Consider the following 24,928-nt stretch of genomic DNA (forward strand, 5'->3'; position numbering starts at 1 on the left):
GCTAACCTGCCCGGCAGGGTCATCGGTTCCGTGGCAAACGTGGCCCACAGATACAGCATCCTGTACGATTCGATCAAGGGTGCCCCTGACCGGTTTATTCAAAGCTTTAAAGACGGCCTGATCGCATTTGAAGCGTCCGTATTCCCCGACCACAGCAGGAGTTCATACTTGCCGGTTTCTATCGATGCCGATACGCACACATGGAAAGCGCTGAAAAGCGTAGCAGCACTGGAAGCGGGGCTGCAAAGCGGATACTGCTTCAGCACCGACGAAGAAAATCGGAAGGTGCAGAAAAGAAATGAAACTCAAAAAACATTTGATGCCGTCGGCAATTACATCCCTGTTTCCGGTAATGATCCGGTGATGAACGTACGTGAGATAGAAAAGACTTTGTATGTTGCGCGGGAGATGATCGCTGCGGCGGTCGAGTTGTCCAGACAGAACCAAAGCCTGAAAAAAACCGCACGGCTTTTGCTCCAGCACGTCAACGAAATCAAGCTGGAAAGGGAACGCATCGTTCGGATCGAACTGGACAACGAAATGCCGCTTCACCTGGTGTGCCTGAAATACGATCTTCCCTACCAGGCGGCGGAGCGTATCCTGGCGATCAACAATATATCCAACCCGAACTTTGTTTCCGGGAGCATCGATATCTATGCGAGATAGAGTCACGTTACAGATAGCCGATCAGCGCATGGAAAACTTTCTGTCCTACCGGGTGGAATCGAACCTGTTTACCGCCGCCGATACATTCGATCTGACGCTGGCCGATCCGGCCCACCCGGTGGAAGCGGGCAGCCGGTGCAAGCTGTATGTCAACGACCGGCTGGAGCTGAACGGCATCATCGACCGGATCTCCGAAAATACAAGCAAGACTGAAAACTCATTGAAAGTTGAAGGCCGGGATCTGATGGGTCTGCTGGTGGACAGTTATGCACAGAATTTTCAAAGCAAAAAAAACGAGTCGCTAAAATCCCTGGCACAAAGGCTGCTGGCCGATATTCCGTTCATTAACCGAAAAGCGATCCAGTACGGCAAGGGCAGCAAAGACCGTGCCGTGCCGCTGACCGGTAAAGAGGAAGATTTTGAATTTACCGAAATCGAGCCCGCCCGGACCGTTTTCGAAATCCTGAAAAAATACGCCCTTTCCCGCGGCATGCTGTTTTTCGGCCTGCCGGACGGAACCATCAACTTCGGAGAGCCGGTGACCTCCGGCAAGGCCGAATACACGCTGATACTCAAAAAAGACGGCAGGTTTAACAACGTCCTGTCTGCCCAGAGAGTCCGGGACATCTCTCAGCGGTATAAAACCGTGACCATCACCGGCCAGCGCCAGGGCACCGACGACTTCGGGGCTGAAGACATCAATGTCAGCGCCACCGTCACTGATGACACCTTTCCCTTTGCCAAGCCCTTTGTGGCTGAAGCGGATCACGACGGCCAGGACCCCAAGCGCTATGCCAGAGTGCTGATGGAAAAACAGCAGTTTGCCGGGCACAGCCTGACGTATAGAACCTATGGCCACAGCCAGAACGGAAAAAACTTCCAGGTTAATGCGGTGTGCCATGTGTCTGATGACTGTTCGGTGCAAAACATCGAAGACGATTTTCTTATTTACGGACGGACATTCGAGATGTCCAAACAGGGCGTGTTCACCAATCTAAGACTTTCGAAGCTGGGGGTGCTGCCGGTATGATCGATATGATCCGAACCATAGTGACATCCGTGACCGAGGGCGTGATCAAGCGCTTTTCCGGTACCGGCAGGGCCAACGAGACCTTCACCGACCGGGAGTATTTTCAACACTACGGTTTCACCTCCAGGCCGCTGGCCGGGGCAGAGGCCATCGTACTGAAAAAGGGCAACAACATCATCGTGGTGGCGTCCGACGACCGCAGGTACAGGATTGCACTGCAGGACGGAGAGGTGGCGATTTACACGAACGAAGGGGATTCCATACACATGAAGCGTGGCCGGGAAATCCGTGTCACTACGGAAAAGCTTATTATAGACGCCGCCACAAAATGCCAGATCAACAGCGCACAGGTCAATCTGTCCGGGGATCTTGTCGGGTTAAAGCGCCTGGTGGATGAGCGGCTGATCGATATTTTCAACACCCACACCCACCCGGGAGACAGCGGCGGGACTACCGGAGTGCCCAACCAGACATTGAGTACGGCAAATTCCTGTACGGACAAAGCAAGGGGTGCTTAGTGGACTATAAATTAACCATAGAAGGCATCGAAGCCGACATGACTTGGGAAAAAGCCGATACCATCTTAAACAACATCTGGCTGAGCCTGATGGTACCCCGCGGAGCATTTTTCCAGAACCCGGATTTCGGTTCCAGGCTTCATCTGTTACAAAGAGCTAAAAATACGGAAAGCACCGCTGATCTTGCCCGTGAATACTGCCTGGAAGCGCTCCAGTGGCTCAAGAATGCAGGCAGAGCGGACAGGATAGATGTTTATACCCAAACGGACAAATCGCAGGATATAAAAAGGCTCAAGCTGTTGGTAGAAGCCGTGCAGTCCGATGGACGGAAGGTGACCTTCGGAACCTTCCTGGAGGTGGTATGAGTTTTCAAAAAGATTTTGACGAAATATTCAATGCGATCCTGACCGATTATCAGAATCAGTTTCCTGAGGCGGATATATCCCAGGGATCGCTGATTTATATCAAATCGGCCTGTATGGCCTCGGCACTATGGGGCCTTTATAAATATCAGGACTGGATCGCCAAACAGATATTTCCCGATACCGCAGATACCGCTCAGCTGGAACACCACGCCTGGATACGCGGCCTGAGTCGTAAAACCGATGAAACCGATGCCGGGCTATTGGCCCGACTGCTCGACTATATCAAAAGGCCGCCTGCAGGCGGAAATCAGTATGATTATGTCAAATGGGCGCTGGAGATGGACAACGTCAAGGCGGCATACTGCCTGCCTCTGGGCCAGGGTCCGGGTACGGTGGATATCATTATCCTGGCCAACGAGACGATCACCGGCTCCGAAATACCCAGCACGCATACATCCGTCAGCGGGACCACCACCTCGGTCGGCGAAAACCAACTAAACGACTCGGCAGCGACCTTTATCACCGACGGAGTCGCGCCCGGGGATGTGGTGAAAAATATTGATGCCGAAACCCAAACTACTGTGGCCTCTGTGGACAGCGAAACCAAACTGACTTTGGCTTCCGACATCTTCGACGACACCGGGATAAATTATGAAATCGTCTCCCTCACAACGCAAACGTGGGAATATATCGAAGATGTCCGTCCGGTGACCGCCTCGACGATCCGCGTGATGGCTCCGGCTGTGATCGAACAGGCGGTGACCATGACCGTCAGCGGTGAGGATATCAATACGGTGATAATCAAAGGCGATATCGAGTCATATGTGAACGGCATGCTGCCCGGAGAGGATCTGGCCTTGGCCAGGCTGACCGCCATCGCAATGGGCAATGACGGCGTCGATGATGTGAGCATCACCGTACCGGCGGCAAACGTAACAGCCACCGATTACCAGATAATCAGACCTGGAACCGTTAATGTCTCAGAAACATAAAAATGTTTTAAAGCAGCTTTTTCCTGTCGAAATAGGGGAAAACCATGATCGGGACATGACCGTTGAAGGAGGTCATCTCGACCGGGTACAGGCGAGCGCTGAAACCCTGCTGGAAAATATTTTTCCGGACATGGCCCTTGATTTACTTTACGACTGGGAGCGGTTTTTAGGGCTGTCGCCGGGTGAAGATGCATCCACCACGGCCAGGGTGGCCGCCTGTCTGGCAAGGCTGAGGGAAACGGGGGGAATGTCGATCCCGTATTTTATGCAGCTTGCCGCTGCGATGGGTTACACTATTAAAATCGTGGAGCCGCAGCCGTTTATGGCAGGCCTCGGGGCGGCAGGAGACACCATATATGATCCTGATATCGTTTTTTGCTGGAGGGTCGACATTCAGGATGTCACCGTGCCGGTGTATTATTTTCGCGCCGGGGAAAGCGGGGCCGGAGATCCCATCATGGACTTCGGTGTCACCAACATCGAGAGTGTTTTCGGGGATCTGAAACCGGCTCACGTTTTTGTCTATTTCAGGTATGCATATTACGAGGATTTTACGGTATATTTTGAGCAGGATATTAATTCTCATATCATTGTTACGGAACTTAAAATCACCTTCGATAGCGTAGATTGCAACGAGGATGCCTGGGTGCGGAAAAACTTCGGTATCGATTTCTTTTCCGGCAACTTCAATCACCAACTAATCGTCAGGGCAACCGGTCATGACGATGCAGGCATGGCGGCGGTGTGGGCCATGTCCAATACAATCGATGATCTTAAGGGCATACAAGACGCCTCCGGTGATTTTTTGGCCCTGATCATGCTGTATGACACCGGAGCGACCGCTTATAAACTGCGGCTGTGCGAGTGCGACTCCGGCACGCTGTATAATGACGAATATACCATTGCGGTCGATACCGAATATTATCTGGCTGTTCACCGGGATGAATCGGTCGGCTCGTTCGGCACGTTGTACTGCTATATTTACAGCGATACCGAAAGGACGGATCTTTTTACCACCCTGTCGATTGCGCTGCACACGTCCAAAAAGGATTTCAGATATCTTTTCGGCGTAAACTCATACAACAGCACGGAGGCGGCGAAAAAGCTTTCCGGGGTCGTGTCCTATTTAAAACTAACGGAATAAGGAGCAATACCATGCAGAGAATTGATAATCCGCCAACCAACCTGTACGAAGACGGCAACCCTTACACACAGAAAAAGGGTACCATAGCCACGGCCGCATGGCTGAACGCCATCCAGGAGGAGCTGGCTAAAATAGTCGAAGGGACCGGCCTGACCCTGGACGAAAATGACAACGAACAGGCATGGCAAGCGCTGATGCGCCGCTTCGACTGGTGGCGCCTGGAGACGGCCACGGTGACCTTTGTCGATGCATCATCGTTTAAGGTGTCGGGAAATGTCACCGCCATCTATGCGCAACACCGGGCAGTGAAACTGACCCAGACCTCGGATGATAAGGGCTATGTGGTAAGCGCCGTTTACAGCTCACCGGACACCACGGTCACCGTGACCGGCTGCACCGTCGATTCCGGGCTGACGGCGGTGGAATACGGCCAGGAAGTGGAAAACAAGCCGTATAATCCCAATACCGTACCGAGCGGTGCCGAAGTGTTGTGGTCCGACGATACTCCGCCGCCGGGGTGGTTCGAAGAGGACGGCGCGCTATATGTGATGACCACCTATGAGGCGCTTTTCGATATACTTGGCGTAAAATACGGAAAAAATACCGGAACCGTGTTTACCGCCGATTACACGACCAACACCCTCACCTCTGCAGGGCACGGGCGCAGTGATAATGATATCATTACCCTGTCCAATTCCGGTGGGGCGCTTCCGGCAGGATTGGCAGCAGACACGAAATATTTTATCGTCAATGCGGCGACCGACACCTTTCAGGTTTCCACCACCCAGGGCGGGTCCCCGGTTAATTTCACCGACAACGGCACCGGCACACACTCATTTCATATCCAGTTTAAGGTGCCGGATATGCGCGGCGAATTTCCCAGAGGCTGGGATCACACAGCCGGAAACGACCCGGATTCGGCCAGCCGTACCGACAGAGGCGATGGAACCACCGGAGATAATATCGGGACAAAACAGATGGATGAATTTAAATCGCATACTCATAACTTTAACAAGTATGTTGTTGAGGGTAGTGGTGCTTTTGGTTCTGGGGCAACATATCAAGGTCCGTCTGCCTCAACAGCCACTGGCGGCAACGAAACTCGCGGACGCAACGTCAACAAGATGTTCATCATTAAATATTAAGGAGAAGATATGAAAATATTTCACTATCACAAAACCACCGGTGAATACCTCGGCGAATCCGCCGCCCGGATAGATCCGCTGGAATCCGAAAAACAGGGCAAAAACATATACGCCATACCGGCCCAGGCCGTCACAGATCAGCCGCCTAAGCCCGGTAAAAATAAAGCCGCAAGGCGCTTACCGGACGACAGCGGATGGGAGATTGTGCCTGATTTCAGGGGTAAAAAATACTGGCTGGCCGATGGGACGGAAATCGAGATAGTAGATATAGGCGAGACCGTGCCAAAGGACGCTCTCACCGAGCCTCCGCCGACTCCCCCGCCCACCGAGGATGAAATAAACGAACAGAAAATCAAAGATGAAATGCGCTTACAGGCCATAGCGAGCCTGAAGGCCAAAGGAGATCTGCCCGCAGATTTTATAGGATAAACCAAACAAGAAACGAGGCCGCCCCGGTGGAAGACGACACTTCCCCGGAGCGAATGGCTGTACATGGCAACCAGACATCTGAAATCAGACGGCCCCGTGCCCGGACCCGAGCACGATGGCTGTATCACAATGACAGCGGTAAACACAAGGAGAAATGCCATGAACAGTCCATTCGCTTATATCGGAGGAAAATCGAAACTGTCTGAAACAATTATTAAAATGATTCCCGGCCATCAGGCTTATTGTGAGGTTTTCGCCGGGGCGGCCTGGGTGTTTTTCAGGAAAGAACTTTCAAAATACGAAGTGATTAACGATCTGGACAGCGACCTGATCACCTTTTATCGGGTGCTCCAGAACCATCTTGAGGAATTTCTCAAACAGTTCAAATGGCTGCTTGCATCGAGACAATGGTTTGAAGATTATAAGCGCCAGCAGGAGGCCGGAGGCCTGACCGACATCCAGCGTGCCGCCCGGTACTATTATCTGCAGCGCATGTGCTTCAGCGGCAGGGTGCGTAATAGAACTTTCGGTGCCGCTCCGTTACGCAGGCCGAGAATCAACCTATTACGCATTGAGGAGGAGCTTTCCGAGGTTCATCTGCGTCTGACCCATGTCACTATTGAAAATCTTTCCTGGCATGACTTTCTGAAACGGTATGACCGGCAAAAGACCTTCTTTTACCTTGACCCTCCATATTACTTGGCACCCTATTACCAACATAACCTGGAGCTGGAGGATTACCAGCAGATGGCCAAGATCCTGGCCGGAATTAAATCAAAGTTTATCCTTAGTATCAACGATCATCCCCGCATCCGGGACACCTTCAAAGCCTTCCATATTCATCCTGTGACTCTGAAATATACGGTTGCAGTAGCCAAATGCAAGGTGGGAAAAGAGCTTCTTGTCACCAATTTCAAAACAAAAAATCCATGAAATAATCAGATAATCGAACGACAATTTCATGGATTTTAACTAAAAAAGCCCGTCAAATTGACTCATTCTGGTTGCTTTTTCAAAGATTTTTTGACTATATCAAACACTTTCAGACTGCGACTTTTATCATTTTTGACCGCCGACTTTTATCAGCGCTCTACACGGAACATATTTTTGGCAACTACTATAACTTCAGAAAACAGGACTTCTCGTTCGTCATTGCGCCGAGATCTTAAAGAGTGCTAAGACGAAGCCATCGCTTATGCCTTGAGGGGAAAAAACCGAAATAAGGGAGAATAAAATGGCAAATGATACGCGCTTTTGTCCAAAATGGACCGATGCACCTCCTGAGCCGGGGACTTACCGGTCCATATTTAAATGGGGAGAGCCTGACAAATTCAAACACCCCAATCAAAGGCTTTTTGAAATGATAAAAGAGAAATTTCAAATGGCCGATTCGGATTTTCATGAACCAAAAAGTCAGGGAGAAAAAAAGGTCGATATTGATCAACCGATTAAGCTTTCCGGTCAGCATATCAATAGGTTTGCCGCTTTTGTTGGAAAAGAAAATGTATCTTCTAATGATTATTCACGAGTAAAATATGGAAGTGGGAAAACAGCTGAAGAAGCCATGAGATTAAGAAGCGGAATCACTGAGGATGTAGCGGATCTGGTGCTGCATCCTCGCCGCAAAGAAGATGTGCAAAAAATTATGACATACTCCCACCAGCACAAGATCCCGGTTCATGTTTACGGCGGGGGGTCCAGTGTCAATTTCGGGTTCAAACCGGTTAAAGGAGGCGTAATGCTGGTGATGAACACGCACATGAACCGCGTTCTTGAGTTTAATGAAACCAACCAGACCATTACCGTTGAACCGGGTATGATGGGACCGGATTATGAAAACACACTCAACCATGCGCCCAGCCTTTTTAATGCCAAAAGAAAATATACCGGCGGTCATTTTCCCCAGTCCTTTGAGCACTCTTCTGTTGGAGGCTGGATAGTCACCCTTGGTTCGGGGCAGGAGTCTTCGTATTACGGAGATATGTATGACATTGTGATCAGCCAGGAATATGTGACCCCTGCAGGAACGTTCAAAACATTAGATTATCCGGGAACCGCCACCGGACCGAAAGTCAATGACATCATGAAAGGGAGTGAGGGAGCTTACGGTATCCTGGTCGGTGCCACCTGTAAAATCTTCAGATACATGCCTGATAACAGGCAAAGGTTTGCTTTTATATTTCCATCCTGGGAGAAAACAGCCGATGCGGCACGGGAAATATCCCAGGCAGAGTTCGGTATGCCGGCCGTTTTCAGGATTTCCGATCCGGAAGAAACGGATGTGGCACTAAAACTTTATGGTGTCGAAGGTACTGTCATCGACAAAGTGATGCGTTTTCGCGGCTTCAAACCCAACAGGCGCTGCCTTTTTATGGGACTTGCCCAAGGTGAAAAAGGATTTGCCACCAACCTGAAGAAAAAGGTGAAGTCAATCTGCAACAGCAGGGGGGCCATGTATATCACCGGATATCCTGTTAAAAAATGGGAACACGGAAGATACACGGATCCTTATATGAGAGAGGATTTAAATGATTTCGGCATCATGATAGATACCCTGGAATCGGCCGTAACATGGGATAACCTGTACAACCTGTATCAGGGCGTAAGGGGTTTTGTAAAACAACGTCCCCATACCTTATTAATGACCCACGGATCCCATTTTTATCCCCAGGGAACGAATCTTTATTTTATATTCATCGCAAAAATGGATGATCTAAAAGAATATAAAAAATTTCATACAGGTATTATTGAACAGATAGTAAAGCACGGTGGATCACTGAGCCATCACCACGGAGTCGGCAGGATGTTTGCACCGTGGATGCAAGAGCATCTGGGAAAGGTCCAGATGGATGTTTTGCGCTGCCTTAAAAAACACTTCGATCCCCATCACATCATGAACCCCGGCGGGACTCTGGGTCTGGACTTATGAGGCAGTTCAAAGTAAGAGAATCTTTCAACCACCTTTTGCTTATCATTCGCTATGCATGTCTTGCACGAGGACTTTGATTTAAAGTCGTATTATCTCAATGATCAACATCAATGATCAAAAAAGTTGTAAAATTAGTCCTACTGTGTTAATTTTATTTAAATTGAAAGGGTAATAAACCAAAAAGGAAAAGCAATGGAAAAGTTTGTTAATATTCACGTAAAAAAATTGCCGGAGAGAGTTTACCTGGCCACTTCAGATGATGTACCCGGATTGGTGGCCCAGGGACGTACAGTTGCAGAAGCATTAGAAATCGCTCGTGATGTAACCCGTAAGCTCTTGGAAGCAAAGGCAGAAAGGTCTGGATCTGATAGCATCGATTTACCTTTAGTCGGTGATTCGTTCAATTATCCGCTGATTGTGAATGCATAAAATGGGCAGATTATCCGGTTTTAACTACAGGAAAATCGTAAAACGTCTCAAGGCGTTTGGTTTTGCATTTGACCGCCAGGCAGCCGGAAGTCATGAGATCTGGTATAATGAATAAACCGATCGATACACCACTCTTCCCAACCATCCCTGTGATATGCCGGAAGGTACTCTAGGCGATCCTTAAAGAGGCCGGTATTAACCCAATTTCTTAAAAAAGAAATAAGGTAGCAGTTTATCATCTTATCATCTCAATGTCTTGCGTCCTGCTACCACCCCGAGCAAAAAAAGACCGTTGAAGAATTCACCCCTCAACTGCCCTTACCTTTGCTCTTTATAAAAATCACTGCCTCTTATTCACTGTTCAAGACACAACCATTATTTTGTGTTGGTCATTGTTTCGTTCAATCTTAAAAAATGGACGTGCTTCGGATTTCCAGTTTTTTTTACGGAAACAGAGATTTCTGTTTAGGTCTATATAGTTTGTTTTTTATGGTTTATCTATTTTTATTGACAATTATCAAACTATATAGTATCTTTTTAGCCATCTATGGAAAACAAACTTGAATTTATCGGTAGAAATATACGGTATTTAAGACGTGAACGAGGCTGGACTCTTGCCGGACTTGCATCCAGGGCAAAAATGAGCGAAGTGCCTCTTGGCAGAATTGAAAGAGGCGTTAACGCCCCGTCTGCAGCCGCCATTTACAACCTGTCAAAGGCCCTCGATGTTTCTGTCGATATTCTTTTTTCCGAAGAACATGAATCTCTCCGACTCCACCGGTTCGAGGATGAAAAAAAGCCTTTCCTGATTTCCACAGACACGGAAGATATTTTCTCTCCGAAGCTCAAATCCATGGCAAAAGACATTATCGAGGGATTTTGTGCTTTGGAAGATATTTGTACCGCACAAAAACGTGCAAAAATACCTCTTTTTATCCCCTTTGACACAGACGAACACGGAATGGAAATTCTTTCACTGACTGTCCGCAGGTACATGGGGATTGAGTACGGAATTGTATTTGACTATTTCGAACTGTTTGAAAGCCAGGGATTCCGCGTTATTGCCGTTCCCATGCCCAAAGCTTTAGACGGTTTTTCTTATTACGACCCTGTCAACCAGAATGCGTTCTTTTTTCTTAACACTAAAAAAAATCCCGAAAGGCAGCTTTTTAGACTGGCTTATGAGCTCGGCAATATCCTGATCACCACAGCCGCAATACAAAGAAATGAAACCTTTGCAGAAAACACCAATCAAAAGACTTCTAATAAAAAGCCGTTCACAGCCCATCGAGCAGCGAGGCGTTTTGCCGCAACATTTCTCATGCCTTCAGGTGCTGTCGTCGACACGGTTCGGCAACTTGGCATACAAAGAAAACAATGGTCTTATGAACTTCTTCTTCGCATCAAGCATCGCTTTGGTGTTTCCACCGAAGCATTTCTGTACAGGCTTGATGAACTGGGTCTGATTCATCCATCTTCACTAAAGCCTCTTAAGCATAAAATTACCGATCATTACAAAAAAACTGACTACGGCGAGCCCGACTTCTCAAGACGCCTGCTAACCCCCAACGGTCGCCTGTGGGACCTGGTGTTGACCGGCAAAGAATTCAAACAGGGACGAAAAGAAGTGTTGGAAATAGAAAAGCTGTTTGAAAAATGGAAGGTGGTTAAAAAATGAAGACTGACCGTTTCCCAAATGATTTTATGTTTCAACTGGCACCGGAAGAGCATAAATTTTTAAGATTCCGATTTGGAATCTTAAAGAAAGGCCGACATTCAAAATACTTTCCATACGCCTTCACAGAGCATAGTGTGGTCATGCAACACATCCATGCCCTTGAAGACGCGAAACTTGCAGGCAATGAAAAAGATATGACCATGCTCTTAAAATAACAGATTAAACAAGAGGATATCTTCACTATGCCAAAAGAACTTACAAACTCAATGATAGAACGCCAGAATATTCTGAACAACCCCTATGCAGTTACCGAAATTCAGAAAGCTGTAGACCTTCGATGCATCCTTTTTGAAGACCGCTATTGGTTAAATAAGGAGCAGATCGCTTCTTTTTTTGAAGTCACGCCGCGCACCATTGATAATTATCTCAACAAATATGAAAACGAATTACGTCATAACGGTTACGAAGTGCTGCAAGGTATCCGATTGAAAAAGTTGAAGAAAGCTATAGTTGATCAGTTTGGTGACGAAATGAATTTCATTACCAAAACAACGACTCTTGGTATATTTGATTTCAGGGCGTTTCTTAATATTGCGATGTTGCTGACAGAAAGCGAACGAGCCCGCGTGTTGCGGCAAACCATTCTGGATATCGTTATCGATACGATAAATCAGCGTACCGGCGGCAGCAGCAAATATATCAATCAGCGTGACGAAGATTTTATTATTGCCTATTTTCAGGAAGAAAATTACCGCAAAGAATTTACCAATGCGTTGCGCGATTATGTGGATATGGGTAATTTTAAATACCCGATGTACACCAATAAAATTTATGTCAGCATCTTTCGTGAAAATGCACAAGAATACCGCAAGATACTAAAGCTGCACGAAAAAGATAAAGTTCGCGATACCTTTTATTCCGAAATTCTTGATCTGGTGGCTTCCTACGAATACGGATTTGCCAAGCTGCTGGAAGCCACGTATGCAAAATGGCAGCGAAAGCTGACTTCGTGGGATGTGGATCGGCTTTTTAAGGAATTTGAGAAACAGCCGCACTGGAAACCCCTGGTCGAGAGAGCCAGAAACAAGATGGCAAGCCGTGATATGGCATTCAGAGATGCACTTCATTTGCAGCTAAAAGAATATATTATGCCTGTTCAGGCTGATGAATTTGAACGTTTTCTTGGGGAAAAAAGCAAGGAGTTAGCAGAACGCCTGGAAGAAGCCAAAGATGTTTTTAAACGGTTAAAGGAACGTTAATAATGGGATTTATTTACCCTACGCTTGAACAAGCCATTGAAATACATCAGAAAACCGTTGAGGTCAGCGGTGGCGGAACAATGGGAAAATTGGATATGGGAAGGCTCGAAAGTGTCCTTTGCCATATCCAAAACGTTGACTACTATCCGTCTTTTGAAGACAAACTGACCCATCTCTTTTTCGGCGCCTGTAAATTCCATTGTTTTGAGGACGGAAACAAACGGATCGCTATTTCATTGGGTGCCCAATTTTTATTGCTGAACGGTTATGTTTTCGTTACCAGGCGGTTTATCCGTGAAATGGAAAATATCAGCTATCATGTCGCAACTGGAAAAATTGATAAAGACCTGCTCAAAGAGGTTATCTGCGCTGTCATTGAAGATGATATGAATCGTGAAGGATTGAAAATGAAGATATTAATGGCAATTTCAGAATAAAATCGTTATCACACTCGGCAAAATAAGACGAAAGGGGATTTATAGTGCAACTGGTAATAAACAGCGCCGGCACATATTTAACCCAAAACGATGGTCTTTTCAGGCTTAAAAATAAAGACAAACGTTTTGATGTTTCCCCTCAAAAAATAGAATCAATCGTTATTTCCAACCAGGCCATGATTACCACTCAGGCAATTGTTGCCGCTCTTGAAAACAATATAGACATTATTTTCCTGGACGGATATGGCAACCCCATCGGGCGAGTATGGTTTGCCAGGATGGGAAGCACCGCCCTTATCCGCAGAAAGCAACTGGAAATCGCCGAAGATGAAAAAGGGCTGGAACTGGTCATGGATATGATCAGACAAAAAATCAAAAACCAGACGGATTTTTTAAAAAAACTGATGTATTCCCGCCCGGGGAAAAAAGCTTTATTTAAAAGCCCGATTAAAATTATCGACAGTTCTCTTTCCGGCCTTTCCATGCATGACGGAACCATCCAAGATGCAAGAAACAGCATCATGGGATTTGAAGGCACGGCAAGCCGGGCCTATTTCCAATGCCTGTCCAAACTTATGCCGGAAAAATATGTGTTCAAAGGAAGATCGCGGCAGCCTGCCAAGGATGAATTTAATGCTGCATTAAATTACTGCTATGGAATCCTTTACTCCAGGATTGAAAAAGCCTGTATTCTCTCAGGTCTTGACCCATACGTGGGCTTTCTTCACACCGACAACTACAACAAAAAATCCATGGTATTCGACCTCATCGAGCCTTTTAGAATTTATGCGGAACAGACCGTGGTATATCTGTTCACAGGGAAAAAAATGAAAGGCGACTATTTTCATATCACCGATCATGCGGTTTCTTTAAACGATAAAGGAAAACCAATTGTGGTTGATGCGATAAACTCCCATATGGAAGAAACCGTGAGATATAAAAGAAAGAATGTAAAAAGAAAGTATATTCCCCAGCACGAAGCCCACAAACTGGCCAACATACTGCTGGCTGATGAAAATGATAAAAGACCTGAATGGCTGGAGATTAAGGACTTTTGACCTAAAAGGATAAAAAATGTCCGTTCTTGTTTGGATAATATACGATATTGTTGAAAACAAGCCGAGAACCAAGGTTGCCAAAGAGTGCAAAAGGTTCGGCCTTGTCAGAGTTCAAAAGAGTGTGTTTTTAGGGCGTCTTGAATCAAACCGTTTTGATGAGCTATCGGAAAAATGCCGTGACTTGATCGATGAGGAAACAGACAGTATCTATTTGTTTCCATTTTGCCAGGAAGATTTCAGACGGATAAAAGTTTTAGGCCAGGGATTTGACAAAAAGCTGGTAAACGATGAGGTGTTGGCGAAGTTTTTCTGATCCACTGATTATGCTGATTGACACAGCTTAAAAATAAAAGAAGTTTATACCGCTTGCCATAAATATGTTCCGAAATATGGAATTGCGGTATAAGTGGTTGTAGAAAAAAACGTTTCGATAACGGAACGTTTTTTTGACAACCACTATAGAAGCGAAAAATTCCCAGGGTTTAAAAAGGATGATTGAATATCCGTTTCACTATAGCATGAGGAAATTATGAATAAAATTGTTCCTATAGAAAAAATAGCAAGCAAGATATACTTTATCCGTGATGTGAAAGTTATGTTGGATAGAGACCTTGCTGATCTCTACGGTGTTGAAAACAAAGTCTTAAACCAGGCGGTTAAAAGGAATATAAAAAGGTTTCCTGATGATTTTATGTTTCAACTTACATATCAGGAGTTTACAATCTTGAAGTCACAAATTGTGACTTCAAGTTGGGGTGGTGTAAGAAAATTGCCTCACGCATTTACCGAGCATGGGGTTGCTATGTTATCAGGCATTCTAAATAGTGATCGAGCAATCGCGGTTAATATTCAAATCATGAGAACCTTTACAAAGCTTCGTCACATAATATCTGATAATGAAGATCTAAGACGAGAGCTTGAAGAGCTAAAAAAACAGTCTGATGAAAGATTTCAGATTGTTTTTGAAACTCTGGATCAGCTTTTAACTGTGGATGTTAAGAAAAAGAAAAAGATTGGATTTATGGTTAAAGAAAAGGTCAGCAAATATGGAAAGAAGAGATGAGTTTGAGAAACAGGGAAACAAATCATCGTTTCACCGTCTTCCCGCTTCCATTCTGCCGGGAGGAATTTAAAAATATAAATGTTCTTGGACAGGGGTTTAACAAGAAGCTGGTAAACGATGAAATTCTGGCGAAGTTTTTCTAATCCGCATCATTAATATAGAAAGTGCAAAAAATGAAAAAATCGACGTTACTATTAAATAATATTTATTTAAAACCTTCGCAAATTCACAAATTTCGCGGTTTCGTCGGAAATATTTTTAAAGAGCATGACCTTATTCACAATCATGATGAAAAAGGAAATCCCATTTACCGTTATCCGTTAATACAGTTTAAGCTTATAGATAAAACGCCTGCAATTATTGCGATAACGGACAGAGCGGTAGATATCTTTTCGGAACTTTTCATGAAACTTGATAAAATCATTATTGAAGATACTGTTATCCCTGTTTTTGAAAAGGATCTTAAGGTGGAAGAAGTCGAATTCGGATATTCCGATGAGATATTTATGTATGAATTTGTTTTCCCCTGGATTGGGCTTAATCAGAACAATTTTAAAAAATACACCAATGCGGGAAATAATGACAAGGATCAGATGCTAAAGGGAATTATGACAGGTAATATTTTGTCCATGTCAAAGCATCTTGACTGCTGGCTTTTAAAAGAACAGAGAATTAAAGCTGATCATAAGTTAAAAGAAACAAAAGTAAATCTTAAAGGCAAAAGCATGATTGCTTTTAACGGGATATTTAAAACCAATTTTTATTTGCCTGATTATCTGGGAATTGGAAAAGCGGTTTCACGAGGGTTTGGGGTGGTGAGGAGGGTGATATGATAAATGCAATAGCAGAATTAGGCAGGTTTGAAAAAAATAAAAATCCTGATTTAACAAGTTTTGATATTTGGTTGGAAGATTCATTTGATAATGGAAAATATCCCAATCTGTTGCTTATTAAATTTATAAAAGAAGATTCAAAATGGACGTTTGGGAAAATTGATGTTTGGGAAAACAGTACTAATTTGAGAACAAAGCTGCTTTATAAAAGGGGGGCTTCACGTGGTATCGATAAAACGCCAACAAGTAAAGTTGCAACAAGTATCGAAAGAACTCTTAACCAAAAAATAATTGGCTGGTTTGAATCAAATAAAAACAAGAAATTTCTTTCCACAGAAGAAAAAAAATTCCTTAATGAAATAAGTGAAGAAATAAAGGAAAAAAAAGAAGATATTTCCAAGGCTCTAAGTGAAAAAGCTGAGATTATGGATAGTAACGCTATTGTGCTATCACCTGTGTTTGCTGAAAATGGTAATCAAAAGTTTATCGGTGATTATGAGTTTTTTAAAAAATTTATAACAGAAGAAACCAAACAAGGTTACAAATATTCAAAAACATTTAAAAAACACGCTTTTTCTAAAAATGAGACCTGTTCCGTATGTAATAAGGTAAAAGATGAAGTGTTTGGTTTTTTTACATCACTGGCATCTTATACGGTTGATAAGCCAGGAATGGTCTCTGGTGGTTTTCAGCAGGATAAAAGCTGGAAAAATTATCCTGTTTGCCTGGATTGCGCCCTGGATGTGGAAATAGGAATTAAATTAATGGATCAGGAATTATCATTTAAATTTTATGGATTTAGCTATTACCTCATACCAAGAACGATAACTAAAAGAGCAAGTGAAGATATAATTGACAGTATACTTGACTTTAAGAAATCACCCAGAATCAATGCGGCTGATAGAGAAAGGCTTACAAACGATGAAAATGATGTGTTTGAAATACTGCAAGAGGAGCAGAATAATGTTGCGTTAAATCTGGTTTTTTATGCAAAGCCACAAAAAGGTGTTCTTAGAATACTTGCTGTAATAGAAGAAGTTTTGCCATCACGAATCCGGCAGCTTTTTGATGCTAAGCACTTTACAGATAATATAGTTTTTTTAAAAGGACATAAAACCAAAGAAAACAAGGATATGTTCAGATTCAGTTTTGGGACATTGAGGACATTTTTACCAAACAATAAAATTGAAGGAAATAACGATAAATCTTTTCTTGAATTAACCCGCATGGTTTTTAGCGATATTAAAATTGATTATCAATTTATACTCCATCAAATCATTTCACATATAAGAAATAACTTTGTTCAAAATCAAGCAATATGGTTTCAAACGATTCAGGGCTTTATGCTTATTATTTATCTTAATAAATTAAATCTTTTGAGGAAAAGTTTAAAGGAGGCTGATATGGATCACATATTTTTTGATTCATTTAAAATCGAATCAAAAGAAGAACTGGAGGAAAAAACAGAGCTGTTTTTTTCAAATTTTAAAGAGTTTTTTGAAACAGATGCTCACAGCAGTATCTTTTTAATCGGCGTGCTGGCACAGTTCCTTTTGAATATTCAACAACAAGAAAGGAATACTACTCCCTTTAGAAGCAGGTTAAAGGGGCTTAAGATGAATTCACGTGACATATCAGTTTTATTGCCGGAAATTATAGAAAAGATTGAGCAGTATAAAAAACAATATAGTATTTTCTATCAATATAAGGAAGTAGCAGATCTGGCTTCAAAATATCTTATTTCTTCAGGTAATTTCCGGAACTGGAATATTCCGGTAGATGAAATGAATTTTATCTTTGTACTGGGTATGAATCTGTCGCAGTATTTTAAAATTAAATCAAAGACAAATAAAGACAACAAGCAGAAGGAGGATGGAAATGAGTAAAATAGAAAATCGTTCAGAGATTCTTTTTTTATATGACATTGAAAACGCCAACCCTAACGGTGATCCCAATGATGAGAATAAGCCGCGAATTGATGAAGAAACAGGTAAGAACATAGTGACGGATGTCCGATTAAAACGAACTATTCGTGATTACTTAATGGAAAATGGGAATGATATTTTTGTTAGAGAAAAAATATACGATAATGAAGGGCATATTCAGGATGCCAAATTAAGAGCTTCTGATTATCTGCCTGAAGATAAGGAAAAACTATCATCAATGACGGCAGAACAGCAGAAGAAATATATTTCTGATACGGTTTTAAATCAATGCATTGATATTAAATTGTTTGGCGCCACTATTCCGCTTGATCTCAAAGTTAAAAAGGGTGAAAAAACAACAACAGTGACAAGTTCAATAACATATACCGGCCCTGTACAATTTAAAATGGGCAAATCACTCCATTCTGTAAAAATGATGCATATCAAGGGAACCGGAGCTTTTGCGTCAAAACAGGGCGCTACACAAAAAGCATTCCGGGAAGAATATATACTACCCTATTCATTAATAGGTTTTTGTGGAGTAATAAACGAAAATGCTGCAGAACATACTTTATTGCAAACTGATGATGTTAAACTTTTAAAAGAAGCAATCTGGAAAGGAACAAAAGGTTTAATATCAAGATCAAAGTTCGGACAAATGCCTCGCCTGTTTTTAGTCATCAATTATAATCAACCTAATTTTTTCATAGGGGATATTGATAATTTAATTTCCCTTGTTACTGAAAAACGGGATGAACAAATCCGCAAGCCGGAAGAATATTCAATTGATATTACAATGCTAATGGAAAAAATCAATAATTGTGACGATAAGATAGAATCTGTTGAATATATTACAGATAGCAGAATGAAGTTTATGTGTAATGGAGATGTAATTAAATTGGAAGGCCTTGATAAATTTGCTGATTATTCTGCTGAGGTGTCATAATGGCAAAAATATTAGCATTCAAGTTATGGGGGGATTATGCGCATTTCAAGAAGTATTATACAACAACATCTCCCCTAACATTTGAAATACCGCCGCCACCAACATTAATAGGGATTATCTCTGCAATTATCGGGCTTGATAAGGATGAGTATCTTTCATTTTTTCAAAATAAAGACGAATATAAATTGGCTATCTGTCTTGATAAACCGGTGAAAAAGGTTAGGTGGTCACTGAATTTAATCGACACAAAAAAACATTTTTGGATAATTAATAATAGAACACAGATTAGAACAGAATTTTTAAAAGATGCTTCGTATATTATTTATTGTCATCATGCAAATGCCGATATCTATAATAGGTTGAAGAATTATCTTCAAAATCATGAATCTGTATATAGTATTTCGTTGGGCCTCAGTGAACTGCTTGCCAATTATGAATTTTTAGGAGAAATGGGATATGAATTCAGCACTTCTAATGATTGGATTAACTTGAATTCTGTTTTGCCTTATTCACAATTATTAAATGATAATTCAATTGATTTTGGCATAGATCAGGAAATTTTTAAAATTAATTATCCCATAATGATGGATACTGAAAGAATAGTGCATAAAAGGGATGATATTATTTTTGAAAGAAATGCAAAACCAGTCAAATGCAGGGTAAAGCAATTTGCAGTAACAGAAAAAGGGGATAAAATTGTTTTTATCTAATATCTATTCTCATCCTGACAGATTGTTGCACATTCATTTGGAAAATGTCGCTAATTCCTGTACCCAAAAGTTTGATGAAGCAAACAGCAATTTAACACTATTTTTTAGTGAAGAATATTTGAAAAAATTAATATGGCTTATGGGTTTTACCCATGACATTGGCAAAGCCACAGAGAATTTTCAAAAATATCTTATGGAACCAGATGAAAAAGCTAAGATGCAATTAAAAGGAGATCCTTGCACAAATCATTCACTGATATCAGCCGTCATTGCTTTTAAAATAGCAAAAAAATATGTTGAAAAAGTGAAAATTGATGATGAATTTTTTGTTATGATGCCTTTTCTTTTGTTTCTTGCGATAAAAAAGCATCATGGCAATATTAATAATGCAACATCTCTTTATTCTGATGAAAAAGATGAATTAAATGTTCCGACAAGCCATCTGGACACACAAATAAGGGCTATTAATCAGCAAGAGCTTGATTTTCTTTTCTCCTTTATTACGGACAAATTGTCTATTCCAATATCCACCAGGGATTTACCTGAATCCCTAATAAAATATTATGACAAATTTATTCGGAAAAAAACAAAAAAAGATTTTAAAAAGCTTAACAAGAAAACAGATTATTATTTAATTTTTCAATTTCTATATTCATTGCTCCTTTATTCCGATAAAGAAGATGCGATATTTCATGGGGAATATAATGCCAAAAGACAGAATATTGATTCTGAAATTGTAAAAAAATTTAAAAACAGTGAGTTTGGTTTGCCGGACAATGAAATGGATTTTATAAGAGAAGATATTTTTTCTGAAACAGACAGGTCTATTTCAGAATTAAGTCTTTCTAAAAAAATATTTTCATTAAATGTGCCAACAGGAACCGGTAAAACCTTAACAGCTCTTTCAGCAGCATTAAATCTTAGAAATCGTTTAAAAAAGCATGGAGTAACTTCCAGAATTATATATGCCCTTCCTTTTACAAGTATAATTGATCAGAATTATAATGTTTTTAAACAAATACTTAATACCCCTGATAATAATGTTTTGATGAAGCATCATCATCTATCAGAAATATCATATAAAAATCAAGAAAACGAATTTGAACCAGCAGAATCAAAATTTCTTATAGAAAATTGGGAATCGGAAATTATAGTAACAACGTTTTTTCAGATTTTTCACACCCTTCTTACAAACAGAAATAGAATGGTGCAAAAATTTTATAAATTTGCCGGTTCCATTGTTCTTTTAGATGAAATTCAGTCGATACCTTATAAATATTGGGAGCTTGTCAGAGAAATAATACTGAAACTTTCAGAATTGTTTAACACCTATTTTATTTTGATAACTGCTACGCAACCTGAAATTTTTGAAAGTAATGAAATATTTGATTTGGTTCCACATAAGCGCGATTATTTTGAGAAACTTGATCGTGTAGATATTAAATTTGAGACATCTCCTGTTTTGATTGATGATTTTGTGAAATTAACCAAGGAGGAAGTGATAGATTCAGATGAATCATATTTATTTGTAATGAACACTATCAATTCTTCAATAGAATTGCTTAATTGTTTAAAAGAAACAGGTTTAAACGGAAAATATTTTTATTACCTTTCAACAGGAATTATACCAAAGCATCGCTTACAGAGAATAAAATCTATCAAAAGGGCAAAGGAGAGAAAAATTATTGTATCGACCCAATTAATAGAAGCAGGAGTTGATATTGACATAGAAAATGTTTGGCGAGATTTTGCACCATTGGAATCAATAAATCAGATATGTGGGAGGTGCAATAGAAATTCAGGTAGCCATAAAGGAAAAGTAAGAATTTTTCAGTTACTTAATAACGATAAAAACAGTACCCCCTTTTCAAAATATATTTATGGAAAAACAGCATTAAGCCTTATAGAAACGAAAGAATCGCTTGGGGATAAAGTTAAGATTTCAGAATCAGATTTTTTAAAAAATATGAGCAGATATTATAAAACGATTAAGAAGAAGTTGAATCAGGATGAATCTAAAATAAATATAACGTTTATGAAAAATTTACAATTTGCAGATATTTATAAATCCTTTAAATTAATTGAAGATGAAAATTATGAAAGAAAGGATGTGTTTATAGAATATGATGATATTGCGAAAGACATATGGAGTAGTTATTTAAATTTAAAAAAGATTAGTAATTTTATTGATAGGAAAAATGAGTTTTTAAAAATTAAAAAACAATTTTATGACTATGTGATTTCAGTACCTTCAAAATATGTAACAGAAAGAGAATACGAAAATACAAGCTTTGTATATATTAAAAATGAATTGGCAGATCAGTATTACGCTCAAGATGTTGGATGGATACGTACTTACGATAATTTTCAAAGCTATTTTTTTTAATATGAATAATACTCAAGGTTTTATTACAGCAACTCATCTTTTAGAATATCTTTATTGTCCTAGATTTATATATTTTGAAAATGTGCTTGATATACCGGAAAATCAGGAAAAACGGTTTAAAGTACAAAAAGGGCGAATAGTTCATGAAAAAGTCAGAAAAACGAATCCTGCATATTTGCGGAAAAAAATTGGGGTCATTGATAGAAAATCCGATGTTTATCTTGCATCTCCTTTGGGAATAAGAGGTATCGTAGATGAGGTACTGTTTCTGGATGATGATACAGCGGCTCCGCTTGATTATAAATTTGCGGAGTATAAGGAAAAGCTGTTTAAAACTTACCGGTTTCAGTTGATATTTTATGCCAGGCTTATCAAAGATAATTTTCAGATTCCGGTAAAAAAAGGATTTATTATTTACACCCGGAGCAAAAACAAGCTTGTGGAAGTTTCTATAAAAGATAAGGATTTTAGCGAGCTTGAAAAGATTGTTGATGACATGATAAGCATAATCAACAATTGCAGATATCCAAAACCGACTTCAGTAAAAAGGCGGTGTCCCGATTGCTGCTATAAAAATATTTGCGAAAGTGCGATTTAGTATTTTAGTATTTTGCCGGATTGCAGACATGCTGCTGCTAACACATACACAATACTTAACAAAATCTTTTGCGTGAAAATCATGAATAAAAACATTAACATGGGATTTTCTCAGCAAACTTTTTATTTTGATCAGCCCCCTGAGCAGAATTTAAAAAAAGAAGTTCTTGCCTTTATTTATTCAACGATTGCAGGCAACGATCAAGTTACTCTAGACCAGGTAGCAAATCATTTTTGCATGCAATCTGACAGATGGACAAAATCGCTTATTCGGAATTTGGTGAACGACCTGTTTAGAGATGATCAAATCCAGTTTATTATTGCTGAAACTAAATTTTCGTCTGAAAAAATCAAAAACCTTCTTTCCGAGCCAGGTCAATCGCTGGCGAAATTCAAGCAGATAAGAAATAACCTGTCTACTTTAAAAACCCATCTTTCCGAATCTGCTCAATGGAAATATATCGAAATTATAAAACCTGAAGTGGTTGAAAAATCTGTTCTGATACAAGCACAACATCTGGGCAAAAAACTATTCAAACAGACCGTTTCGATGAACCAGAATAAACTGTGCCAAAATCTTCGCAAACATTTACGGATGTGGAGAAGCGATCTGGAAGAGTTTAAAAAGGTTTCCGAAACAGGGAACTATCCTGGGACAAATGAAATACAAAAAGGACTGGATCTTTTAAATAAGCTTTTGAGTGTCCACGATCCGTGTAAATTTTTAGAAACTTTTCTCAACAATGAAAACCGGCTCTGCGATGCATATTCTCATTTTATTATTTTGGATAATTTTTATAAACATCAGATTCACAGCTGGAATGCTCTGGTTGAGGCGGTTGAGGTTTTCAAACCTAACCGGATGCTTCTCGAAAAAGATCCTGATGTGGGAAAAGCGCTTGAATTACTGTGTAAGATGTTGAAAGATCCGAAACCTTACAGTATGATCAAGGAAATAAGCGGCCTTATATCTGTTGTAAAGGCCGCCAATGATCCTATCGTTGAAAAGCAAATAACTTCTGAAAAAGCCCTGGCCGTTGAAAGGTTAGATAAAAGGATTGATAAGATCGCTAAACTTTTGGATGAAAAAAATGTAAATGATGATATCAGGAATAAAGCGCTTTTTCCATTGCAAACCAGCAAGAGAAAAATAATTACGGCTATAAGCATCCAAAGTATTTCCGATTATCTGGAACATGGATTGGATCAATTCGATAACACAATAGAGATGCTTAGCTGATTTAAAACTCACTTTACTTCCAGAATTTATAGTTCCCCCGATGCCTGATTGCTGTTATAAAAATATTTTCGGAAGTACTATTTAGGTTTCTTTTAACAATAATTACAAGCTGTTAATTTTACTCTATAATGATAAAAATTAACTCTATTTGACATGGATAATATTAAAAAACATAGAATATCGTTCTTTGGAAATTTATATAATTCATTGAAATTAAAATATGTTTCCACCATTTCGGACTGAAGAGAGAAATCCATTAAAACAAGGATTGAAACTAATGTTGTATTGGTTGTGCTGTCTGCAGCGTCAGTACTGAAGAGAGAAATCCATTAAAACAAGGATTGAAACTCTATTACGAAGAAGGGCGAATACACAGAAATCAAACTGAAGAGAGAAATCCATTAAAACAAGGATTGAAACTTTCGTTCGAGCCACTTCTTGCACCGGTCAACCCGACTGAAGAGAGAAATCCATTAAAACAAGGATTGAAACACGGATACCGGTATACCGCAGGCAACCTTCAGGGTACTGAAGAGAGAAATCCATTAAAACAAGGATTGAAACCAGATGTTGATAGTACGGGTGAAATCAAATTCGGGGACTGAAGAGAGAAATCCATTAAAACAAGGATTGAAACAAGGTGCGGTTGATGATCCGTACAGCGGAGCCTGGACTGAAGAGAGAAATCCATTAAAACAAGGATTGAAACTCGATCATAAACAACCCCGGCGCCACGGCTCCGCAGACTGAAGAGAGAAATCCATTAAAACAAGGATTGAAACAAAGCAAAGCCTGGCTCTATACCGCAGAATTTACCATTACTGAAGAGAGAAATCCATTAAAACAAGGATTGAAACTGCAATCAAAGAAATTGCCCCTCCAGCCAAACTGCCGACTGAAGAGAGAAATCCATTAAAACAAGGATTGAAACGCGTCGGAGAGTACGGCAAAGAATCCTTTAGGCCGCACTGAAGAGAGAAATCCATTAAAACAAGGATTGAAACTTGGGTTGCAGGTGATGAAAGAGCTATTTAGTGCCTGAACGAAAAGTCATGGTTTTACGAGCCAGCCGGTTGGTTATGTTCGTTCATTAAATTACTACCGTTCAAAATGATGGCAGCCAGTAGTAAATCAAATCTTGGCTACCTT

General features: G+C 41.0%; 26 protein-coding genes, 1 pseudogene and 1 CRISPR repeat array. All 27 genes and pseudogenes read left to right on the plus strand.

Going from position 1 to position 24,928, the window contains the following annotated elements:
- A partial coding sequence (locus SWH54_00195) for a hypothetical protein (protein ID MDY6789671.1) occupies positions 1–666 on the plus strand: 666 nt, incomplete at its 5' end.
- Between the two features lie 28 nt (positions 667–694).
- A complete protein-coding gene (locus SWH54_00200; GenBank protein ID MDY6789672.1) occupies positions 695–1,696 on the plus strand; it encodes a hypothetical protein in 1,002 nt (333 codons plus the stop codon).
- The gene (locus SWH54_00205) at positions 1,693–2,214 is read left to right on the plus strand and encodes a phage baseplate assembly protein (protein ID MDY6789673.1); all 522 of its coding nucleotides are present in this window, start codon (positions 1,693–1,695) and stop codon (positions 2,212–2,214) included. The genes SWH54_00200 and SWH54_00205 overlap by 4 nt, the downstream gene beginning before the upstream one ends.
- The gene (locus SWH54_00210; GenBank protein ID MDY6789674.1) at positions 2,214–2,579 is read left to right on the plus strand and encodes a phage GP46 family protein; all 366 of its coding nucleotides are present in this window, start codon (positions 2,214–2,216) and stop codon (positions 2,577–2,579) included. The genes SWH54_00205 and SWH54_00210 overlap by 1 nt, the downstream gene beginning before the upstream one ends.
- A complete protein-coding gene (locus SWH54_00215; protein ID MDY6789675.1) occupies positions 2,576–3,571 on the plus strand; it encodes a baseplate J/gp47 family protein in 996 nt (331 codons plus the stop codon). Before SWH54_00210 ends, SWH54_00215 begins: the two co-directional genes overlap by 4 nt.
- Positions 3,555–4,715: a putative phage tail protein gene (locus SWH54_00220; protein MDY6789676.1), complete on the plus strand. Its 1,161-nt coding sequence runs from the start codon at positions 3,555–3,557 to the stop codon at positions 4,713–4,715. Before SWH54_00215 ends, SWH54_00220 begins: the two co-directional genes overlap by 17 nt.
- An 11-nt stretch (positions 4,716–4,726) precedes the next feature.
- Positions 4,727–5,860, plus strand: coding sequence for a phage tail protein (locus SWH54_00225; GenBank protein ID MDY6789677.1), 1,134 nt, complete (start codon positions 4,727–4,729; stop codon positions 5,858–5,860).
- A gap of 9 nt (positions 5,861–5,869) precedes the next feature.
- Positions 5,870–6,289, plus strand: a complete 420-nt coding sequence (locus SWH54_00230; protein ID MDY6789678.1) for a hypothetical protein — start codon at positions 5,870–5,872, stop codon at positions 6,287–6,289.
- 159 nt (positions 6,290–6,448) lie between these two features.
- Positions 6,449–7,222, plus strand: coding sequence for a DNA adenine methylase (locus SWH54_00235; GenBank protein MDY6789679.1), 774 nt, complete (start codon positions 6,449–6,451; stop codon positions 7,220–7,222).
- A 301-nt stretch (positions 7,223–7,523) separates the two neighbouring features.
- Complete coding sequence (locus SWH54_00240; GenBank protein ID MDY6789680.1) at positions 7,524–9,218, plus strand: FAD-binding oxidoreductase; 1,695 nt, start codon at positions 7,524–7,526, stop codon at positions 9,216–9,218.
- A gap of 192 nt (positions 9,219–9,410) precedes the next feature.
- Positions 9,411–9,647: a DUF1902 domain-containing protein gene (locus SWH54_00245; GenBank protein ID MDY6789681.1), complete on the plus strand. Its 237-nt coding sequence runs from the start codon at positions 9,411–9,413 to the stop codon at positions 9,645–9,647.
- Position 9,648: 1 nt separating this feature from the next.
- Positions 9,649–9,859, plus strand: a pseudogene (locus SWH54_00250) (type II toxin-antitoxin system HicA family toxin).
- Positions 9,860–10,194: 335 nt separating this feature from the next.
- Positions 10,195–11,325 (plus strand): XRE family transcriptional regulator, encoded by a 1,131-nt coding sequence (locus SWH54_00255; protein ID MDY6789682.1) that lies wholly within the window; start codon positions 10,195–10,197, stop codon positions 11,323–11,325.
- Positions 11,322–11,540: an ORF6N domain-containing protein gene (locus SWH54_00260; GenBank protein ID MDY6789683.1), complete on the plus strand. Its 219-nt coding sequence runs from the start codon at positions 11,322–11,324 to the stop codon at positions 11,538–11,540. The genes SWH54_00255 and SWH54_00260 overlap by 4 nt, the downstream gene beginning before the upstream one ends.
- Positions 11,541–11,567: 27 nt before the next feature.
- The gene (locus SWH54_00265; protein MDY6789684.1) at positions 11,568–12,584 is read left to right on the plus strand and encodes a DNA-binding protein; all 1,017 of its coding nucleotides are present in this window, start codon (positions 11,568–11,570) and stop codon (positions 12,582–12,584) included.
- A 2-nt stretch (positions 12,585–12,586) separates the two neighbouring features.
- Entirely contained in the window at positions 12,587–13,021 is a 435-nt protein-coding gene (locus tag SWH54_00270) for a type II toxin-antitoxin system death-on-curing family toxin (GenBank protein ID MDY6789685.1), read from the plus strand.
- 44 nt (positions 13,022–13,065) lie between these two features.
- A complete protein-coding gene (gene cas1 / locus SWH54_00275; protein ID MDY6789686.1) occupies positions 13,066–14,079 on the plus strand; it encodes a CRISPR-associated endonuclease Cas1 in 1,014 nt (337 codons plus the stop codon).
- 16 nt (positions 14,080–14,095) lie between these two features.
- On the plus strand, positions 14,096–14,392 hold the full coding sequence (gene cas2 / locus SWH54_00280; GenBank protein MDY6789687.1) for a CRISPR-associated endonuclease Cas2: 297 nt from the start codon (positions 14,096–14,098) through the stop codon (positions 14,390–14,392).
- Between the two features lie 216 nt (positions 14,393–14,608).
- A complete protein-coding gene (locus SWH54_00285) occupies positions 14,609–15,142 on the plus strand; it encodes an ORF6N domain-containing protein (protein MDY6789688.1) in 534 nt (177 codons plus the stop codon).
- On the plus strand, positions 15,139–15,285 hold the full coding sequence (locus SWH54_00290; GenBank protein ID MDY6789689.1) for a hypothetical protein: 147 nt from the start codon (positions 15,139–15,141) through the stop codon (positions 15,283–15,285). Before SWH54_00285 ends, SWH54_00290 begins: the two co-directional genes overlap by 4 nt.
- A 30-nt stretch (positions 15,286–15,315) precedes the next feature.
- Positions 15,316–15,975 carry a CRISPR-associated endonuclease Cas6 gene (locus SWH54_00295; GenBank protein MDY6789690.1) on the plus strand — a complete coding sequence of 220 codons (660 nt, stop codon included), beginning with the start codon at positions 15,316–15,318 and terminating at the stop codon, positions 15,973–15,975.
- On the plus strand, positions 15,972–17,861 hold the full coding sequence (locus SWH54_00300) for a TIGR02556 family CRISPR-associated protein (GenBank protein MDY6789691.1): 1,890 nt from the start codon (positions 15,972–15,974) through the stop codon (positions 17,859–17,861). Before SWH54_00295 ends, SWH54_00300 begins: the two co-directional genes overlap by 4 nt.
- Positions 17,854–18,846, plus strand: coding sequence for a type I-B CRISPR-associated protein Cas7/Csh2 (gene cas7b, locus SWH54_00305; protein MDY6789692.1), 993 nt, complete (start codon positions 17,854–17,856; stop codon positions 18,844–18,846). Before SWH54_00300 ends, cas7b begins: the two co-directional genes overlap by 8 nt.
- Positions 18,846–19,556: a type I-B CRISPR-associated protein Cas5b gene (gene cas5b / locus SWH54_00310; GenBank protein MDY6789693.1), complete on the plus strand. Its 711-nt coding sequence runs from the start codon at positions 18,846–18,848 to the stop codon at positions 19,554–19,556. Before cas7b ends, cas5b begins: the two co-directional genes overlap by 1 nt.
- On the plus strand, positions 19,543–21,942 hold the full coding sequence (gene cas3, locus SWH54_00315) for a CRISPR-associated helicase Cas3' (protein ID MDY6789694.1): 2,400 nt from the start codon (positions 19,543–19,545) through the stop codon (positions 21,940–21,942). Before cas5b ends, cas3 begins: the two co-directional genes overlap by 14 nt.
- Before the next feature lies 1 nt (position 21,943).
- Positions 21,944–22,540, plus strand: coding sequence for a CRISPR-associated protein Cas4 (gene cas4 / locus SWH54_00320; protein MDY6789695.1), 597 nt, complete (start codon positions 21,944–21,946; stop codon positions 22,538–22,540).
- An 81-nt stretch (positions 22,541–22,621) separates the two neighbouring features.
- Positions 22,622–23,779 (plus strand): hypothetical protein, encoded by a 1,158-nt coding sequence (locus SWH54_00325; GenBank protein ID MDY6789696.1) that lies wholly within the window; start codon positions 22,622–22,624, stop codon positions 23,777–23,779.
- Between the two features lie 238 nt (positions 23,780–24,017).
- Positions 24,018–24,783: a CRISPR direct-repeat array (repeat unit 37 nt; unit sequence ACTGAAGAGAGAAATCCATTAAAACAAGGATTGAAAC).
- The last annotated feature ends 145 nt before the right edge of the window (positions 24,784–24,928 follow it).

This window comes from Thermodesulfobacteriota bacterium (assembly GCA_034189135.1).
Lineage (GTDB): Bacteria > Desulfobacterota > Desulfobacteria > Desulfobacterales > JAUWMJ01 > JAUWMJ01.

Coding starts and splice junctions, on each gene's coding strand:
- SWH54_00260 (MDY6789683.1), top strand. CDS start 11,322: ATGAAGACTGACCGTTTCCCAAATGATTTTATGTTTCAACTGGCACCG.
- SWH54_00295 (MDY6789690.1), top strand. CDS start 15,316: ATGAAAAAATCGACGTTACTATTAAATAATATTTATTTAAAACCTTCG.
- SWH54_00290 (MDY6789689.1), top strand. CDS start 15,139: ATGAGTTTGAGAAACAGGGAAACAAATCATCGTTTCACCGTCTTCCCG.
- SWH54_00215 (MDY6789675.1), top strand. CDS start 2,576: ATGAGTTTTCAAAAAGATTTTGACGAAATATTCAATGCGATCCTGACC.
- cas7b (MDY6789692.1), top strand. CDS start 17,854: ATGAGTAAAATAGAAAATCGTTCAGAGATTCTTTTTTTATATGACATT.
- SWH54_00285 (MDY6789688.1), top strand. CDS start 14,609: ATGAATAAAATTGTTCCTATAGAAAAAATAGCAAGCAAGATATACTTT.
- SWH54_00265 (MDY6789684.1), top strand. CDS start 11,568: ATGCCAAAAGAACTTACAAACTCAATGATAGAACGCCAGAATATTCTG.
- SWH54_00200 (MDY6789672.1), top strand. CDS start 695: ATGGAAAACTTTCTGTCCTACCGGGTGGAATCGAACCTGTTTACCGCC.
- cas4 (MDY6789695.1), top strand. CDS start 21,944: ATGAATAATACTCAAGGTTTTATTACAGCAACTCATCTTTTAGAATAT.
- SWH54_00235 (MDY6789679.1), top strand. CDS start 6,449: ATGAACAGTCCATTCGCTTATATCGGAGGAAAATCGAAACTGTCTGAA.
- SWH54_00255 (MDY6789682.1), top strand. CDS start 10,195: ATGGAAAACAAACTTGAATTTATCGGTAGAAATATACGGTATTTAAGA.
- SWH54_00270 (MDY6789685.1), top strand. CDS start 12,587: ATGGGATTTATTTACCCTACGCTTGAACAAGCCATTGAAATACATCAG.
- SWH54_00240 (MDY6789680.1), top strand. CDS start 7,524: ATGGCAAATGATACGCGCTTTTGTCCAAAATGGACCGATGCACCTCCT.
- cas5b (MDY6789693.1), top strand. CDS start 18,846: ATGGCAAAAATATTAGCATTCAAGTTATGGGGGGATTATGCGCATTTC.
- SWH54_00220 (MDY6789676.1), top strand. CDS start 3,555: ATGTCTCAGAAACATAAAAATGTTTTAAAGCAGCTTTTTCCTGTCGAA.
- SWH54_00225 (MDY6789677.1), top strand. CDS start 4,727: ATGCAGAGAATTGATAATCCGCCAACCAACCTGTACGAAGACGGCAAC.
- SWH54_00245 (MDY6789681.1), top strand. CDS start 9,411: ATGGAAAAGTTTGTTAATATTCACGTAAAAAAATTGCCGGAGAGAGTT.
- SWH54_00205 (MDY6789673.1), top strand. CDS start 1,693: ATGATCGATATGATCCGAACCATAGTGACATCCGTGACCGAGGGCGTG.
- SWH54_00230 (MDY6789678.1), top strand. CDS start 5,870: ATGAAAATATTTCACTATCACAAAACCACCGGTGAATACCTCGGCGAA.
- SWH54_00325 (MDY6789696.1), top strand. CDS start 22,622: ATGAATAAAAACATTAACATGGGATTTTCTCAGCAAACTTTTTATTTT.
- cas2 (MDY6789687.1), top strand. CDS start 14,096: ATGTCCGTTCTTGTTTGGATAATATACGATATTGTTGAAAACAAGCCG.
- SWH54_00300 (MDY6789691.1), top strand. CDS start 15,972: ATGATAAATGCAATAGCAGAATTAGGCAGGTTTGAAAAAAATAAAAAT.